Here is a 14,711-nt window from a genome sequence, read left to right as displayed (position 1 = left end):
CCCACGACGCTGCGCCGCTGACCGGCCAGAGGCGCCACTCGTCCCGCCGGCGCGCCGGTCATCATCCAGGGCCCCCGCGCAGCGCGGCAGACCAAGAAGATGCCTCCATCGAATCACTTCATCCGATGGAGGACGCCTTGAAGTTCTGCCAAAACGTCAAATCCCGTTTCAATACCGGTCTGTTCGCGGTCGCGGTGGCCATCGTGGTCAGCCTGAGCTCGGCCCGGTCCTGTGAAGCCGCCGTCACCGAGTTCCAGGGTCTGCGGATCGAGGTTCAGGGGGAGGGCCGCCCGGTCTTGATGATCCCGGGCCTGAACAGCGCCGCGGCCACCTGGAGCGAGACCTGTGCGGCCCTGCAACCGCAGGTGCAGTGCCACATCGTGCAGTTGCCAGGGTTCGCGGGCCAGCCCGCCGTCCAGACCGAGCAGTTCCTGCCGGCGATGCGGGACCGGCTCTGGGCCTACCTGGACGCGCAGCACCTGCAGCGGCCGGTGGTGATGGGGCACAGCCTGGGCGGCGCGCTGGCCCTGATGATGGCGGCACAACGGCCGGGGGACATTGACCGCCTGGTCATCGTCGACGCGCTGCCGTTCATCGGCGGCCTGCGTGGCCCCAGCGTCACGCCCGAGCAGGCGCGGCAGATGGCCCAGGGGATGCGGCAGCAGATGCTCTCCATCCCGCCCGAACTCTGGAAGGACGGTGCGGCGCAGGGCGCGCGCGGCATGAGCCGGGATGCTGAACGCACGCGGCAGATCCTGGACTGGATCCAGACCAGCGATCGACTCACCAGCATCCAAGCCATGTCTGAGCTGTGGGGCGCGGACCTGCGCCCGCTGCTGCCCACCATCACGGCGCCGGTGCTGGTGCTGGCGGCCTGGGCCGCCTATGAGCCGATGGGCAGCACGATGGAGGGCACCCGCAGCCTGGTGGCCCAGCAATATGCCGGCCTGCCCCGGATGACGCTGATGATGAGCGAACGGGGCTACCACTTCCTGATGTGGGACGATGCGCCCTGGCTCCAGGCGCAGGTGCGAAGCTTCCTGGCGCCTGCCCAGCCGCCCAAGCCCCTGCCTTGACCTTCATCGTGGAGATGCCCCGCATGCGATCCGGCCACCGCGCGTTGATCCAGTGTCTGCTCTGGACGGTGTATGTCGTGATCTCACTGACGATGGTGTCGAGTTTTCAAGGGCTGACGGGCTCGTTGGTCACGGTGATGGTGGTGCTCGGCGTCGCCCTGTGGGGGGCGACCGAAGGGCTGCGGGCCTGGGCGCTGCGCGCCGCTTGGCTGGATCTGCCGCCCAGAGCGCTGCTGGTGAGGCTGCTGCTGGTGCCGCCGATGGTGGCGTTGGGGGTGCAGGCACTGCTGGTGCTGTTCAATCTGGCTGGGTTGACGCTGCGCCTGCTGGAATTTCCGCGTGGCATGGCGCATGGGCCAGGCGTGTTCTTCAGCTATACGGCCAACACGGCCATCGTGCTGTGGCTGTGGCTGCTCGGGTGGGCCGGCGCGCAGTGGTTGCAACGGTGGCGGCAGGGGGAGATTGCCAAGTGGAAGGCGCAGGCCGCCGCACGGGCCCTGGAGTTGCAGGTGTTGCGCGCGCAGATCAATCCGCACTTTCTTTTCAACGCGCTCAACAACCTGAGGGCGCTCATCAATGAAGACCCGGCCCGTGCCCGGGACATGCTGAGCCGGCTCTCCAACACTCTGCGACACACACTCCAGCACAGCGCCAAGGAACGCGTGCCGCTGACGGACGAATTGAAGGTGGTGCGTGACTATGTGGCGCTGGAGCAGTTGCATCATGAGGACCGGCTCCAGGTCCACTGGGACATCGACCCCGCCACCGAGGGCGCGACCCTCCCGCCGATGCTGCTGCAACTGCTGGTGGAGAACGCCATCAAGCACGGCATTGCGCGCACGGCCGGCGGCGGCGTGCTGGGCATCGTGTTGAAGCGGCAGGGGGCGCAGCTGACGATGGTGGTCAGCAATCCAGGCGTGTGGGAACCTGATGGGCGGCTCCCGCGTGGCACGCTCACCGACACATCGCCATCGTCCACAGGGCTCGGGCTGCCGCATCTGCGGGAGCGATTGCAGCGTGCCGGGGGCGACGGCGCCGAGTGCCGGATTGACACCACTGGCGGGCAGGTGCGGGTGACGGTGGAGCTGATGGCATGAAGATCTACATCGTGGAAGATTCGCGCCTGGCGCGGCAGGAGCTGCGCACCTTGCTGGCCGAGGTCCCGGACGCCGACATCGTGGGCGAGGCCGCCGAGCTCGACGCTGCGCAGGAAGGCATCGAAACCTTGCGGCCCGACCTGCTGCTGCTCGACGTGCAGCTGCCGGGAGCGACAGGTTTTGACCTGCTGGATCAGCTGCGGCACCTCCCGCTGGTCGTCTTCACCACGGCCTATGACCAGCATGCGCTGGCCGCATTCGAGCGCAACGCGCTGGACTACCTGCTCAAGCCGATCGACCCCGGCCGTCTGGAAGCGGCGCTCGACCGGGCGCGTGAGCGGCTCGCGACGCAGCGCCTGCCGGCGGCTGCTGCGTCCGGGTCGCCCCCGAGCAGCAAGGGCGCCGACGACATGGTGTTTCTGCGCGATGGCGAGCGCTGCTGGTTCGTGCGGCTGGGTGATGTCTCGGGCTTCGAGGCCTGCGGGAACTATGTGCAAGCCTGGTTTGAAGGCCAGCGTCCGTTGCTGCCGCGCACCCTCAGTGCCCTGGAAGAACGGCTGGACCCGCAGCTGTTTTTCCGGGCGAGCCGCAGTCACCTGATCAATCTGCGGTGGATTCAGACCATCGAGCCGTGGCACAACGAGGGCTACCGGGTGACATTGCGCGACGGGCATCAGGTGGAGGTGTCGCGGCGCCAGGGCAAGCTGCTTCGGGATCAGCTGGAGCTGTGAGCGCACGCCTTTTGCTGCTGTGTCGGCAGGGGATCGAAGCCGATTACGATCTCGAGGGAACGCATCCGTCCTTCGACCCGTGCCCATGAACGTCGCCTTTCAGCGAGAAGTTCCGACGGATCCTGGCGCCACCATGGAACGTTATGAAACTGCTGCAACCCGTCCCTACCGGCTTCATGATCGACCTCGACGGCACGATGGTCGACACGCTCGGCGACTTCGTCGCGGTGCTGTCCCAGGTGCTGGACGACCTGTCCCTGCCGCGTGTCTCCCGCGACTTCGTGGAGCACACCATCGGGCAGGGCAGCGAGCATCTGATCCGCAGCGTGCTGCGGGAAGTGGGCGGCCAGCAGGATCAGTACGACAAGGCCTGGGCGCTCTACCAGCAGCACTATGAGGTGCTCAACGGCGCGCATGCCGACGTCTTTCCCGGTGTGGAGGAAGGCCTGCGCCGGTTGCGGGCCCTCGGCCTGCCAATGGCCTGCCTGACCAACAAGCCAGCCGCCTTTGCGCGGGATCTGCTCCAGCGCAAGGGCTTGTCGGGCTTTTTCGACCAGGTGTTCGGCGGCGACGACTTCGAGCGCAAGAAGCCGGATCCGCTCCCGTTGCTCAAGACTTGCGAAGCGCTCGGCACCTCACCGGCCACGACCTGGATGATCGGCGACTCCAGCAATGATGCGAAGGCGGCCCACGCCGCGGGCTGCCCCGTCGCCCTGGTGAGCTACGGGTACAACCACGGCCAGCCGATCCGAGACGTGCCCGCCGCGCTGTATCTGGACCGTCTCGACCAGCTGTTCCCGGATTGACCCGCCGCGCAGGCGCGGCCTGCGGCTCGCGCCGGGAGTCATTCCGTGCGCAGCCGCAGACCGGCCCCCTTGTCACGCAGCGAGGCACACTGCGAGGCCGAGCGGCTCACTTCCCGCCGAGCAGCGCCGTTTTCAGCGAGTTGTCCGCCGGTGACTTGCCCAGCCAGATCTTCAGCAACAGGTTGAAGAAGGCCGGTTCCTTGATCGCCTCGCCGGGCATCGGCTTGCCGTTCACGAACACCACCGTCCCCGTGCCGGGGATGTAGTCCACCCCGAACGATTCGCCGGTGTTGAGCTTCTTCTTCTGCACGAAGATCTCGGACATGCGCAGCACGCCATTGATGGCGCTCGCAAACTCCGCCGGCGTGGCGTTCTGCTCCATGCCCTTGGTGAACAGCTTGCCCAGCTCTTCGCCGTCGATGTCCCGCAGCATCTGGATGTAGAGGCGCTTCGGGCCGGCATTCGCCAGCACACCATCCGGCGTCTTCGCTGGTGCCGTCAGGTACAGGCCTGCCGTATAGACCTTGAAAATGGCCTTGTAGCGGATGCCCGCGCCATTGAGGACCAGCTTCTGTCCCGCCACTTCCGCCTGGCCGTCGTACTTGACGCCGGCCACTTCAATCGGGCGGGGAGCTGCGACCTGCGCAGTCGGGGGCGCCGAAGCCGTCGTCGGCGCGGTGGCGGTGCTGGAGGCTGCGGGCGTCACCGAGCCCGAAGCGCTGGATCCTGCCGCGGTCTGGCCGTGGGCCGACACCGACAACAGGGACAATACCGCCAGAACTGAGGCGGCCATCAGGGTAAGTCTCATGTCTCTCTCCTTCCTCCTCGAGGATCGGCCGGCTCCGCACATCACTTCACCCAGGCGGACCGGCTCTGCAAGAGAGTATGCGGGAAGCGCAAGCCCGAAGACATCGGGAGTCTTCCCCTGCTACACTGGTTCCCACTATGTTCATCACGCGCAAGCACATCAAGGGGTCGAACGACCGGGGAGCCTGGCCCTGGCGACGCCCGCACGACTTCACCTGAAGCCGCCTGCTGCTTGCCGCCCCGCGTCCACCTTCAGCGGATCTACCGATCCCGGACCCTGGGCTACCGTCATCACTTCTGCACCCTCATCCACGGGGCAGGTCCAACAGGCGACCTGAGACGACGCACGCGTGTGCCGGATGCCGCCGATGGCGGCCCGCCACGCGTCTGACATGAGGTTTGACGACGTGATCACTGAACTCGAATTCCAGAGCCTGGCCGCTGACGGCTACAACCGCATCCCCCTGATCAGCGAAGCCTTCGCCGATCTGGAAACCCCGCTTTCGCTCTACCTCAAGCTCTGCGCCGGCAACGGCCAGGGCCGCCACAGCTTCCTGCTGGAATCGGTGGTGGGCGGCGAGCGCTTCGGCCGCTACTCCTTCATCGGCCTGCCGGCGCGCACGGTGCTGCGCAGCGAAGGCCGCACCACCCGCATCCTGCGTGACGGGGAGATCATCGAAACCCATGAGGGCGATCCGCTGGCCTTCATCGAGGCCTACCAGCAGCGCTTCAAGGTGGCCCTGCGTCCGGGCCTGCCCCGGTTCTGCGGCGGGCTGGCCGGCTACTTCGGTTATGACGCGGTGCGCTACATCGAGCCTCGCCTCGCAGACTCCACCCCGGACGGCGGCCTGCCCACGCCGGACGTGATGCTGCTGCAGTGCGAAGAACTCGCGGTCATCGACAACCTGTCGGGCAAGCTTTATTTGATCGTCTATGCGGACCCGGGCCAGCCGGAGTCCTACTTCCGCGGCAAGAAGCGGCTGGCCGAACTGCGGGACAAGCTCAGCTACTCGGTCTCCGCGCCGCGGGTGGTGCGGGGTCAGGCCCATCCGGTGGAACGGGAATTCGCCAAGGCCGACTTCCTGAAGTCGGTGGACCGGGCCAAGGAATTCATCGCCGCGGGCGACTGCATGCAGATCGTCTTCGGTCAGCGGCTCAAGAAGCGCTACACCGAGTCCCCGCTCAGCCTGTATCGGGCGCTGCGCTCGCTCAATCCCAGCCCCTACATGTATTTCTATGACATGGGGGACTTCCAGATCGTCGGTGCGTCGCCGGAGATCCTGGTGCGCCAGGAGCAGACGCCGGACGGCCGCAAGGTCACCATCCGTCCGCTCGCCGGCACCCGTCCGCGCGGCGGCACGCCGGAGCTGGACCAGGCGCTGGAAGTCGAGCTCAAGGCCGACCCGAAGGAGCGCGCCGAGCATCTGATGCTGATCGACCTGGCCCGCAACGACATCGGCCGCATCGCCCGCACCGGCACGGTGAAGGTGACGGATGCCTTTGCGGTGGAGCGTTATTCCCACGTGATGCACATCGTCAGCAATGTCGAGGGCCTCCTGCAGGAGGGCGTCGGCAATATGGACGTCTTCCGCGCCAGCTTCCCGGCCGGCACGCTCTCCGGCGCGCCCAAGATCCGTGCGATGGAAATCATCGACCAGCTGGAGCCCGTCAAGCGCGGCATCTACGGCGGCGCCTGCGGCTACCTCAGCTTTGGCGGCGACATGGACCTGGCCATTGCCATCCGCACCGGGGTCATCATGGACCAGATGCTGTATGTGCAGGCGGCGGCCGGCATCGTGGCCGATTCGGTGCCCGAGCTGGAATGGAAAGAGACCGAGGCCAAGGCCCGTGCGCTGCTGCGCGCGGCCGAGCTGGTCGAAGAAGGTTTCTGAGCGGACGAAGGAGCGAAGCCATGCTGCTGATGATCGACAACTACGACAGCTTCACCTTCAACCTGGTGCAGTATTTCGCCGAACTCGGCGCCGATGTGAAGGTGGTCCGCAACGACCAGATCACCCTCGACGAGATCGACGCCCTGCGGCCCAGCCATCTGGTGCTGTCCCCCGGCCCGTGCACGCCCAAGGAAGCCGGCGTCTGCGTGCCCGCCATCGAACGCTTCAAGGGCCGCCTGCCCATCCTGGGTGTGTGCCTGGGCCACCAGAGCATCGGCGCGGCGCTGGGCGGGCGCATCATCCGCGCGCAGGTGCAGATGCATGGCAAGGCCAGCACCATCAGCACCGACCGCCGCGGCGTGTTCACCGGACTGCCGGAATCCTTCAGCGTCATCCGTTATCACTCGCTGGCCATCGAGCAGGGCACGCTGCCGGATGATCTGGAAGTCTCCGCCCGCAGCGAAGACGGCGAGATCATGGGCGTGCGCCATCGCGGCCTGGCCGGGACGGGCACGCCGCTGGAGGGGGTGCAGTTCCATCCGGAATCCATCCTGTCGCAACATGGGCATGCCATGCTGCGCAATTTCCTGGAACTCGCCCCATGACCTCTGAACCGACCCGCGCCGGCGCTGTGGTGGACCTGCGCAGCGACACCGTCACCCGTCCGACCGCCGCCATGCGCGAGGCCATGATGGCCGCCGAGCTGGGCGACGATGTCTTTGGTGATGACCCGACCGTCAACGCCCTGCAGGACGCCCTGGCGGAAGCGCTCGGTTTCGAGGCGGCGCTGTTCATGGCCAGCGGCACCCAGAGCAATCTCTGCGGGTTGATGAGCCACTGCCAGCGCGGCGACGAATACATCGTCGGCCAGATGGCGCACACCTATCGCTGGGAGGGCGGCGGCGCCGCGGTGCTGGGGTCCATCCAGCCGCAGCCGCTGAATCATGCGCCGGATGGCTCCCTGCCGCTCGCCGACATCGAGGCCAACATCAAGCCCGATGACGCGCACTTTGCCCGCACCCGGCTGCTGACGCTGGAGAACACCATTGGCGGCAAGGTGCTGCCGATGGACTATCTGGCCGATGCCAGTGCGCTCGCGAAGCGTCGCGGCCTGGCCCGTCATCTGGACGGCGCGCGCCTGTTCAATGCGGCCGTGGCGATCGACGCCAACGACCCCTATGCGGCTGCCCGCCGCATCTGCAGCCATTTCGACAGTGTTTCGGTCTGCTTCTCCAAGGGCCTCGGCGCACCGGTCGGCTCGGTACTGTGCGGCTCGCGGGCCTTCATTGCGCAGGCGCATCGCTGGCGCAAGATGGTAGGGGGCGGACTGCGCCAGTCCGGCGTGCTGGCTGCGGCCGCGCATCATGCGCTGACGCATCACGTCCGCCGCCTGGCCGACGACCACGCCCTGGCCCGCCGCCTGGCCGAGGGCCTGGCCGGCCTGCCGGGCGTGACGGTGGAAGCGCCGCAGACCAATATCGTCTTCGTGGACGTGGCGCCGACCCTGGGCGCCGGTCTGCTGGACCACCTGAAACAGCGCGGCGTGCTGGCCACCGGCCTGTACCGCCTGCGCTTTGTCACCCATCTGGATGTGGATGCCGAAGGCGTGGACCGCGCCATTGCCGCCATCCGCGAGCACTGCCTGCGCACGGGAGCCTGAGGCCATGCCCATCACCGACAACGAAGCCCTGACCCGCGTCATCGAACACCGCGAGATCTTTCACGACGAAATGCTGGCCCTGATGCGCCGCATCATGGGCGGCGAGATGTCGCCGGTCACCGCCGCCGCCATCCTGGTCGGCCTGCGGGTCAAGAAGGAAACCATCGGCGAGATCACCGCCGCCGCGCAGGTGATGCGCGAGTTTTCGGTCAAGGTGCCGCTGCAGCCCGGACCGCATCTGGTGGATGTGGTGGGCACCGGCGGTGACGGCGCCCACACCTTCAACATCTCGACCTGCTCGATGTTCGTGGCCGCTGCGGCCGGCGCGCAGATCGCCAAGCACGGCAACCGCAGCGTCTCCAGCAAGACCGGCAGTGCCGACGTGCTGGAAGCCCTGGGTGTGGCGCTGTCCCTGAGCCCGCAGGCGGTGGCGGACTGCGTGCACAAGACCGGCATCGGTTTCATGTTCGCGCCCAACCACCATCCGGCGATGAAGAACATCGCCCCGGTCCGCAAGGAACTGGGCGTGCGCACCATCTTCAACATCCTGGGGCCGCTGACCAATCCGGCCGGCGCCACCAACATCCTGATGGGCGTGTTCCATCCGGACCTCGTCGGCATCCAGGTGCGGGTGATGCAGCGCCTGGGCGCCGAGCATGCGGTGGTGGTGTATGGCAAGGACGGCATGGACGAGATTTCGCTGGGCGCCTCCACCCTGGTGGGAGAACTGCGCAACGGCGAGATCCGTGAATACGAGGTGCATCCGGAGGACTTCGGCCTGCAGATGGTCTCCAGCCGCAACCTGCGGGTGAGCGGTCCGGAGGAAAGCCGCCGCATCCTGCTGGGGGTGCTGGGCGATGAGCCAGGCCCTGCCCGCGACATCGTTCTGCTCAATGCCGGCGCCACGCTGTATGCCGGCAATGTGGTGGGCAGCATCGCCGACGGCATTGCCAAGGCCCGTGAAGCGATCAGCAGCGGCGCCGCGCGCGCCAAGCTCGACCAGTTCGTGACCGCCACGCAGGAGGCCGCCCGTGTCTGACATTCTGGATCGGATCAATGCGGTCAAGCGCGAAGAAGTCGCCGCAGCTCAAGCCGTCAAGCCGCTGGCCGTGTTGCGGGCAGAGGCCGAATCGCGAGAGGAAGCCCCCCGTGGATTCGGGGACGCCCTGCGTCGTGAGGTGCAGGCCGGCCGCAGCGCGGTGATTGCCGAGATCAAAAAGGCCAGTCCCAGCAAGGGCGTGCTGCGAGAGGACTTCCAGCCCGCCGCCATCGCCCGCAGCTATGAGCAGCATGGGGCGGCCTGCCTGAGCGTGCTCACCGACCGGTCCTTCTTCCAGGGCGGCGTGTTCTATCTGCAGGAGGCACGCGCTGCCTGCCAGCTGCCGGTGCTGCGCAAGGATTTCATGATCGATCCCTACCAGGTCTACGAGGCCCGGGCGATGGGCGCGGACTGCATCCTGCTGATCGCCGCGAGCCTGAGCGACGGCCAGATGGCCGAGCTGGAAGACTGCGCAGTGGGCCTGGGCCTGGATGTGCTGGTGGAGGTGCATGACGGTGACGAGCTGGCCCGCGCCCTGCGTCTGAAGACGCCGCTGGTGGGCATCAACAACCGCAATCTCAAGACCTTCGAGGTGACGCTGGATACGACGCTGAGGCTGCTCTCCCAGGTGCCGTCCGACCGCCTGCTGGTGACCGAGTCCGGCATCCTTGGCCCGGCCGATGTGCAGCGCATGCGCGAGGCGAATGTGAATGCCTTCCTCGTGGGTGAGGCCTTCATGCGCGCCGACGATCCCGGCGCCGCGCTGGCGGCGTTGTTCCACTGATGGCGCTCCGGCACGCGGACCTCGACTGGCAGGTCGGGGGAGGGTGGCAGCCTTGCATTGACGCGTGGCGAGCCAGTGCGGACGGACAGCGGGTGCAGGCGCTGCTGCAGGAGCGGCTCGCGGCGGGTGCGGTGGTGTATCCGGCTGATCCCCTGCGGGCGCTGCGGCTCACGCCGCTCAGTGCCGTGCGGGTGGTCATCGTCGGCCAGGATCCCTATCACGGGCCGGGGCAGGCGGAAGGGCTGGCGTTTTCGGTGCCGGCCGGGCAGAAGCTGCCGCCGTCGCTGCGCAACATCTTCAAGGAACTGATGCGTGACCTGGGTCAGGCACCGGCCATGACCGGCCATCTGGGCGACTGGGCGCGTCGTGGTGTGCTGCTGCTCAACACCAGCCTCACCGTCGAGGACGGACAGGCCGGCAGCCATGCCCGCAAGGGCTGGGAGTCGCTGACGGATGCGCTGATCGAAGCGACCGCGCGTGACACGAGCCCCAAGGTCTATCTGCTGTGGGGCGCCCATGCACAGGCCAAGGCGCCGCTGATCGCGTCGGCGGGCGGCTCGCGCCATCAGGTGCTGCAGGCCAACCATCCCTCGCCGCTATCGGCCACGCGCGGCCCCACGCCCTTCATCGGCTGCGGGCACTTCTCTGCCGCCAGGGACTGGCTCCGCACGCAGGGCGCCGACCTGGACTGGTCGCTCGACGCCTGAGCGACGCCGCGCATCTGACGCGCGCCATCCGCCCCGCTACGGGCTGATCCTCATGGCGGGGTAGCGCGCCACTGGTACGGTGGTGGTCACGCAGCCCCGGCCCTCCGACGTCCTTGGATGTCCGCATTGTTTCCCCTCGTGTCCATCGCGATGCGAAGCCTTTGAACCCGCCGGTCGGGCTGGCCTGCGGCATCAGGGTTAAGTCCAGTGCGCTACCAATTGACGATCTTCGATTTTTGGTACTAAACTGGTATTAATCATGACGCTTTCCGCCCTGGTCGACGTTTGGTCGGCGCCTCTGTCACCTCGCCATGCCGCCGTCCGATTCCTGGTCGGCGTGGATGGCGGCGGCACCGGCACACGGGTGCGACTGACCGATCTGCACGGACGTCTGTTGGGACAGGGCCAGTCCGGGCCTTCCGCGCTGGGGCAGGGCATCGCCCAGGCCTGGCGCCATATTCAGGAAGCGGTGGGTGAGGCGGCGAAGCAGGCGGGCCTGGACCCGCTGCCGCTGGCGGAGACCGCCATGGGACTCGGCCTGAGCGGCGCGGGCGTGGCGGCGCAGGTCGAAGCCTTCCAGGCGCAGCAGCCGGGGTATGCATGGCTCGTGGTCGTGAATGACGGCACCACGACCGTGCTGGGCGCCCACGGCGGGCATCCGGGGGGTGTCATTGCGGCCGGCACCGGCACGGTGGGCGAGGCGCTGCGTGCCGACGGGACGCTGGCCCGCGCGAGCGGCTGGGGCTGGATTGGCGGCGACGAAGGCAGTGGCGCCTGGCTGGGCCTGCAGGCCATGCGCCTGGCGCAAAAGGCGATGGACGGCCGCTTGCCGGCCGGCCCGCTGGCCCTGGCCATCTGGCACGCCGCGGGCGCCGCCGATGCGCTGGACCGCGATGCCGTTTCCCACTGGGTCGCCCAGGCCGGCCAGCATGCGTATGCGCAACTGGCGCCGCTGGTGTTCGATCACGCCGACAGCGATCCGGCCGCGCAGGCGCTCATCAATGCCGCCGTGGCGGAACTGGAATCCGTCGCCCTGGCGCTGGACCCCACCCAGACCCTGCCGCTCTCGCTCGCGGGCAGCATCGCACAGCGGCTGGGCAGCCGTTTCTCAGGCAACATTCGGGCCCGTTGCGTGTCACCTCAGGGTGACTCGGCTGACGGGGCGCTGCGGCTGGTCCGCGGCGCACTCTCTGACTCACGTTGATCGAGAACGCCCGATGAGCACCAAGCTGCCCTTCCAATTCAAGCCCGATCCCGCCGCCGCTTCGCCGCTGTACATGCAGCTGGCTCACAAGCTGGCCCAGGCCATCCGTGAAGGCCAGTACCAGGCCGACGAAGCCCTGCCGTCCGAGCGGGTGCTGTCGGAGTCGCTGGACCTGTCCCGCGTCACCGCACGCAAGGCGATCGACCGGCTGGTGGAGCAGGGCCTGATCGTGCGCAAGCGCGGCTCGGGCAACTACATCGCCCCCAAGCTGGAACAGCCGCTGTCGCGGCTGACCAGCTTTTCCGAAGAACTGCATCAGCGCGGCTTCAAGCCGAGCAGCCGCTGGCTGACCCGCGGCTTTGCCATGGCCGCGCCGGATGAGCAGCTCTCTCTGGGTCTGACGACCGGCCAGAAGGTGGCCCGGCTGGAGCGTCTGCGCCTGGCCGACCAGGTGGTCATGGCCTATGAGCTGAGCGTGCTGCCCGAGGCGGTGCTGCCGGAGCCGCAGAAGGTCGACAGCTCGCTGTATGAGCATCTGGCCCGCCTGGGCCGCGCGCCGGTGCGGGCGCTGCAACACATTCGTGCCATCAATGCGGATTCACGCCTGGCTGGCCTGCTGGAAGTGCCAGTGGGTCAGGCGGTGCTGTTCATCACGCGTGTGGGTTATCTGGACCAGGGTCAGGCGGTGGAGCTGACCCATTCGTATTGCCGCAGCGATTACTACGACTTCGTCGCGGAGATGAGGCGCGACGGATGACGGACGCTCAGCATATCGACGGATTCATTCTGACGCCTGCCGGATTCATCCGCGGTGTGCTGGAGCATCAGGAAGGCCGGATTCGCCGCATCGACGGCACCCCGGTCTTCGAAGAGGAAGTGCGCCACGGCGCCCAGGACCTGCCCCTGGTCCTGCCCGGTTTCGTCGATCTGCATGTGCACGGCGGCGGCGGCCACGACACGATGGAAGGCGGCGCTGCCGTGGCCGAGATGGCGCGGCTGCATGCGCGGCATGGCACCACCTCGCTGCTGGCGACGACGATGACGGCGCCGATGGACGAGATCCGTGCTGCGATGAAGGCCCTGAGCGGCCTCTGCGCCGACCGCGGCACCGGCATGGCCCGGGTGCTGGGTGTGCATCTGGAAGGCCCTTACATCAACCCCGGCAAACTCGGCGCACAGCCGGACTTCGCCCGCGCGGCGGCGATGGACGAAGTGCGGGCGCTGCATGCCATCGCCCCCATCCGCCTGGTGACGCTCGCACCGGAAGTGCCGGGCCATCTGGAACTGGTGACGCAGCTGCGCGAGGCCGGCTTCCAGGTGCAGATCGGCCACACGCTGGGCACCTATGAGGACGGCGTCGCGGCGCTGGCCCGCGGTGCCGGCGGTTTCACCCACCTGTTCAATGCGATGTCCGGCCTGCATCACCGCGAGCCCGGCATGGTGGGCGCCGCGCTGGCCCATGCCCACTACGCGGAGGTCATTCCGGACCTGCTGCATGTGCATCCCGGCGCCATCCGCGCCGCACTGCGCTGCATTCCGGGCCTGTTCTGCGTGACCGACTCGACCGCCGCCGCCGGCATGCCCGACGGGGAGTACCGGCTGGGCCGGCACCGGGTGACCAAGTGCCTGGGCGGCGTGCGCCTGCCCGACGGCACGCTGGCCGGGTCCACGCTGACGATGGATCAGGCGCTGCGCAATCTGGTGCAGCGGCTGGGGCTGGGCATCGAGGATGCGTCGCGGCGGGTCTCCACCCATGCCGCGGATTTTCTGGGTCTGGAGAACCGGGGCCGGCTGACGCCGGGCGCCTGGGCCGATATGGTGGTGTTGGACCGTGGCTTGCAGTTGCAACGCGTGGTCGTCGAAGGGGAATCAATTGACCTCGCGAATGCTTGAAGAGGCGCTGAGCGCGCCGCAGGCCGTGGCGCGCCAGCTGGCCGCCGATCAGCAGTCCTACCTGGCCCTGGGCCGTGTGCTGCGCGAGCAGCCGCCCAGCGCCTTGCTCACCGTGGCCCGTGGCAGCTCGGACCATGCGGCCCACTATCTGGCCTACCTGGTCATGGCGCGGCTGGGCCGGCTGGTGACCTCGCTGCCGATGTCGGTGATCACGCTCTATCAGAGCCGGCTGGAAAGCCGCGGGCTGGTGTCGCTGGCGTTTTCGCAGTCGGGGCAGAGTCCGGATCTGGTGTCGCCGACCGAGTATTTCCGCGCCAACGGGGCCCGCACCGTGGCCTTTGTGAATGCGGACGGCTCGCCGCTGGCGGCGGCTGCAGAGCACGTCTTCCCGCTGCATGCCGGCGCCGAGCAGAGTGTGGCCGCGACCAAGAGCTACATCACGCAGCTGCTGGCCGGCGCCCGGCTGGTGGCGGCCTGGCAGGACGATCCGCACCTGGCCGCCGCGCTGCAGGACCTGCCGCAGGCGCTGGAGCAGGCGGCGCAGCAGCGCTGGGATGTGGCGGTGGACGTGCTGAAGCATGCGGACAAGCTGTTCGTGATCGGACGTGGCACGTCCCTGCCGATCGCGCTGGAAGCGGCGCTCAAGTTCAAGGAGACCTGCGGCATCCAGGCCGAGGCCTTCTCCGGCGCCGAGGTCAAGCATGGCCCGATGGCGCTGGTGGAGGAGGGCTATCCGCTGCTGGTGTTTGCGCCGCGCGGTCCGGCGCAGGCAGGGCTGCTGGCGCTGGCGGAAGAGATGCGCGGCCGCGGGGCCCGTGTGCTGCTGGCCGCGCCAGCCGGCACGCCCGGGGCGGAACTGCCCCTGAGCTGCACCGGCAGCGAAGACCTGGACCCGATCGCCGCCGTGCAGAGCTTCTATCCGATGGTCGAAGCGCTGGCCCAGGCGCGCGGTCTCAATCCCGACCAGCCGCGGCATCTGGCCAAGGTCACCAAAACGCATTGAGTGCCACCGGGC

General features: G+C 68.0%; 15 protein-coding genes. 14 read left to right on the top strand and 1 reads right to left on the bottom strand.

Annotated features, from left to right (window positions below; all coding sequences use genetic code 11):
* Positions 1 to 137: 137 nt before the first annotated feature.
* The 4 genes from FHS28_RS10015 (at position 138) to gph (ending at position 3,710) form a co-directional block, all read left to right on the top strand.
* Positions 138 to 1,076 (top strand): alpha/beta fold hydrolase, encoded by a 939-nt coding sequence (locus FHS28_RS10015; protein ID WP_184294493.1) that lies wholly within the window; start codon positions 138 to 140, stop codon positions 1,074 to 1,076.
* A gap of 23 nt (positions 1,077 to 1,099) precedes the next feature.
* On the top strand, positions 1,100 to 2,173 hold the full coding sequence (locus tag FHS28_RS10010; RefSeq protein ID WP_184294491.1) for a sensor histidine kinase: 1,074 nt from the start codon (positions 1,100 to 1,102) through the stop codon (positions 2,171 to 2,173).
* Positions 2,170 to 2,904, top strand: coding sequence for a LytR/AlgR family response regulator transcription factor (locus tag FHS28_RS10005; protein ID WP_088453053.1), 735 nt, complete (start codon positions 2,170 to 2,172; stop codon positions 2,902 to 2,904). Before FHS28_RS10010 ends, FHS28_RS10005 begins: the two co-directional genes overlap by 4 nt.
* A gap of 143 nt (positions 2,905 to 3,047) precedes the next feature.
* Complete coding sequence (gph, locus tag FHS28_RS10000; protein ID WP_088453055.1) at positions 3,048 to 3,710, top strand: phosphoglycolate phosphatase; 663 nt, start codon at positions 3,048 to 3,050, stop codon at positions 3,708 to 3,710.
* Positions 3,711 to 3,816: 106 nt separating this feature from the next.
* Here the strand turns inward: gph and FHS28_RS09995 are convergent, their stop codons facing one another.
* On the bottom strand, positions 3,817 to 4,518 hold the full coding sequence (locus tag FHS28_RS09995) for a chalcone isomerase family protein (protein WP_246409875.1): 702 nt from the start codon (positions 4,516 to 4,518) through the stop codon (positions 3,817 to 3,819).
* Between the two features lie 406 nt (positions 4,519 to 4,924).
* On the opposite strand from FHS28_RS09995, the gene trpE reads away from it, so the two are divergent.
* From trpE to FHS28_RS09945, 10 genes are all read left to right on the top strand, one after another.
* A complete protein-coding gene (gene trpE, locus FHS28_RS09990; RefSeq protein WP_088453177.1) occupies positions 4,925 to 6,409 on the top strand; it encodes an anthranilate synthase component I in 1,485 nt (494 codons plus the stop codon).
* A gap of 20 nt (positions 6,410 to 6,429) precedes the next feature.
* Entirely contained in the window at positions 6,430 to 7,014 is a 585-nt protein-coding gene (locus FHS28_RS09985) for an anthranilate synthase component II (protein ID WP_088453059.1), read from the top strand.
* On the top strand, positions 7,011 to 8,069 hold the full coding sequence (ltaE, locus tag FHS28_RS09980; protein WP_088453061.1) for a low-specificity L-threonine aldolase: 1,059 nt from the start codon (positions 7,011 to 7,013) through the stop codon (positions 8,067 to 8,069). Before FHS28_RS09985 ends, ltaE begins: the two co-directional genes overlap by 4 nt.
* Before the next feature lie 4 nt (positions 8,070 to 8,073).
* Positions 8,074 to 9,108: an anthranilate phosphoribosyltransferase gene (trpD, locus tag FHS28_RS09975; protein WP_088453063.1), complete on the top strand. Its 1,035-nt coding sequence runs from the start codon at positions 8,074 to 8,076 to the stop codon at positions 9,106 to 9,108.
* On the top strand, positions 9,101 to 9,892 hold the full coding sequence (gene trpC, locus FHS28_RS09970) for an indole-3-glycerol phosphate synthase TrpC (protein ID WP_088453065.1): 792 nt from the start codon (positions 9,101 to 9,103) through the stop codon (positions 9,890 to 9,892). The genes trpD and trpC overlap by 8 nt, the downstream gene beginning before the upstream one ends.
* Positions 9,892 to 10,599: a uracil-DNA glycosylase gene (locus tag FHS28_RS09965; RefSeq protein WP_088453067.1), complete on the top strand. Its 708-nt coding sequence runs from the start codon at positions 9,892 to 9,894 to the stop codon at positions 10,597 to 10,599. Before trpC ends, FHS28_RS09965 begins: the two co-directional genes overlap by 1 nt.
* 259 nt (positions 10,600 to 10,858) lie before the next feature.
* Positions 10,859 to 11,803 (top strand): glucosamine kinase nucleotide-binding domain-containing protein, encoded by a 945-nt coding sequence (locus FHS28_RS09960; protein WP_088453069.1) that lies wholly within the window; start codon positions 10,859 to 10,861, stop codon positions 11,801 to 11,803.
* Between the two features lie 13 nt (positions 11,804 to 11,816).
* Entirely contained in the window at positions 11,817 to 12,560 is a 744-nt protein-coding gene (locus tag FHS28_RS09955) for a GntR family transcriptional regulator (RefSeq protein ID WP_088453071.1), read from the top strand.
* Positions 12,557 to 13,696, top strand: coding sequence for an N-acetylglucosamine-6-phosphate deacetylase (gene nagA, locus FHS28_RS09950; RefSeq protein ID WP_088453073.1), 1,140 nt, complete (start codon positions 12,557 to 12,559; stop codon positions 13,694 to 13,696). Before FHS28_RS09955 ends, nagA begins: the two co-directional genes overlap by 4 nt.
* Positions 13,689 to 14,699 (top strand): SIS domain-containing protein, encoded by a 1,011-nt coding sequence (locus FHS28_RS09945; RefSeq protein WP_088453075.1) that lies wholly within the window; start codon positions 13,689 to 13,691, stop codon positions 14,697 to 14,699. Before nagA ends, FHS28_RS09945 begins: the two co-directional genes overlap by 8 nt.
* Positions 14,700 to 14,711 lie beyond the last annotated feature (12 nt).

It is taken from the genome of Roseateles terrae (genome assembly GCF_014192155.1).
Classification (GTDB): domain Bacteria; phylum Pseudomonadota; class Gammaproteobacteria; order Burkholderiales; family Burkholderiaceae_C; genus Roseateles; species Roseateles terrae.
This window is presented reverse-complemented; position numbering and strand designations above follow the sequence as displayed.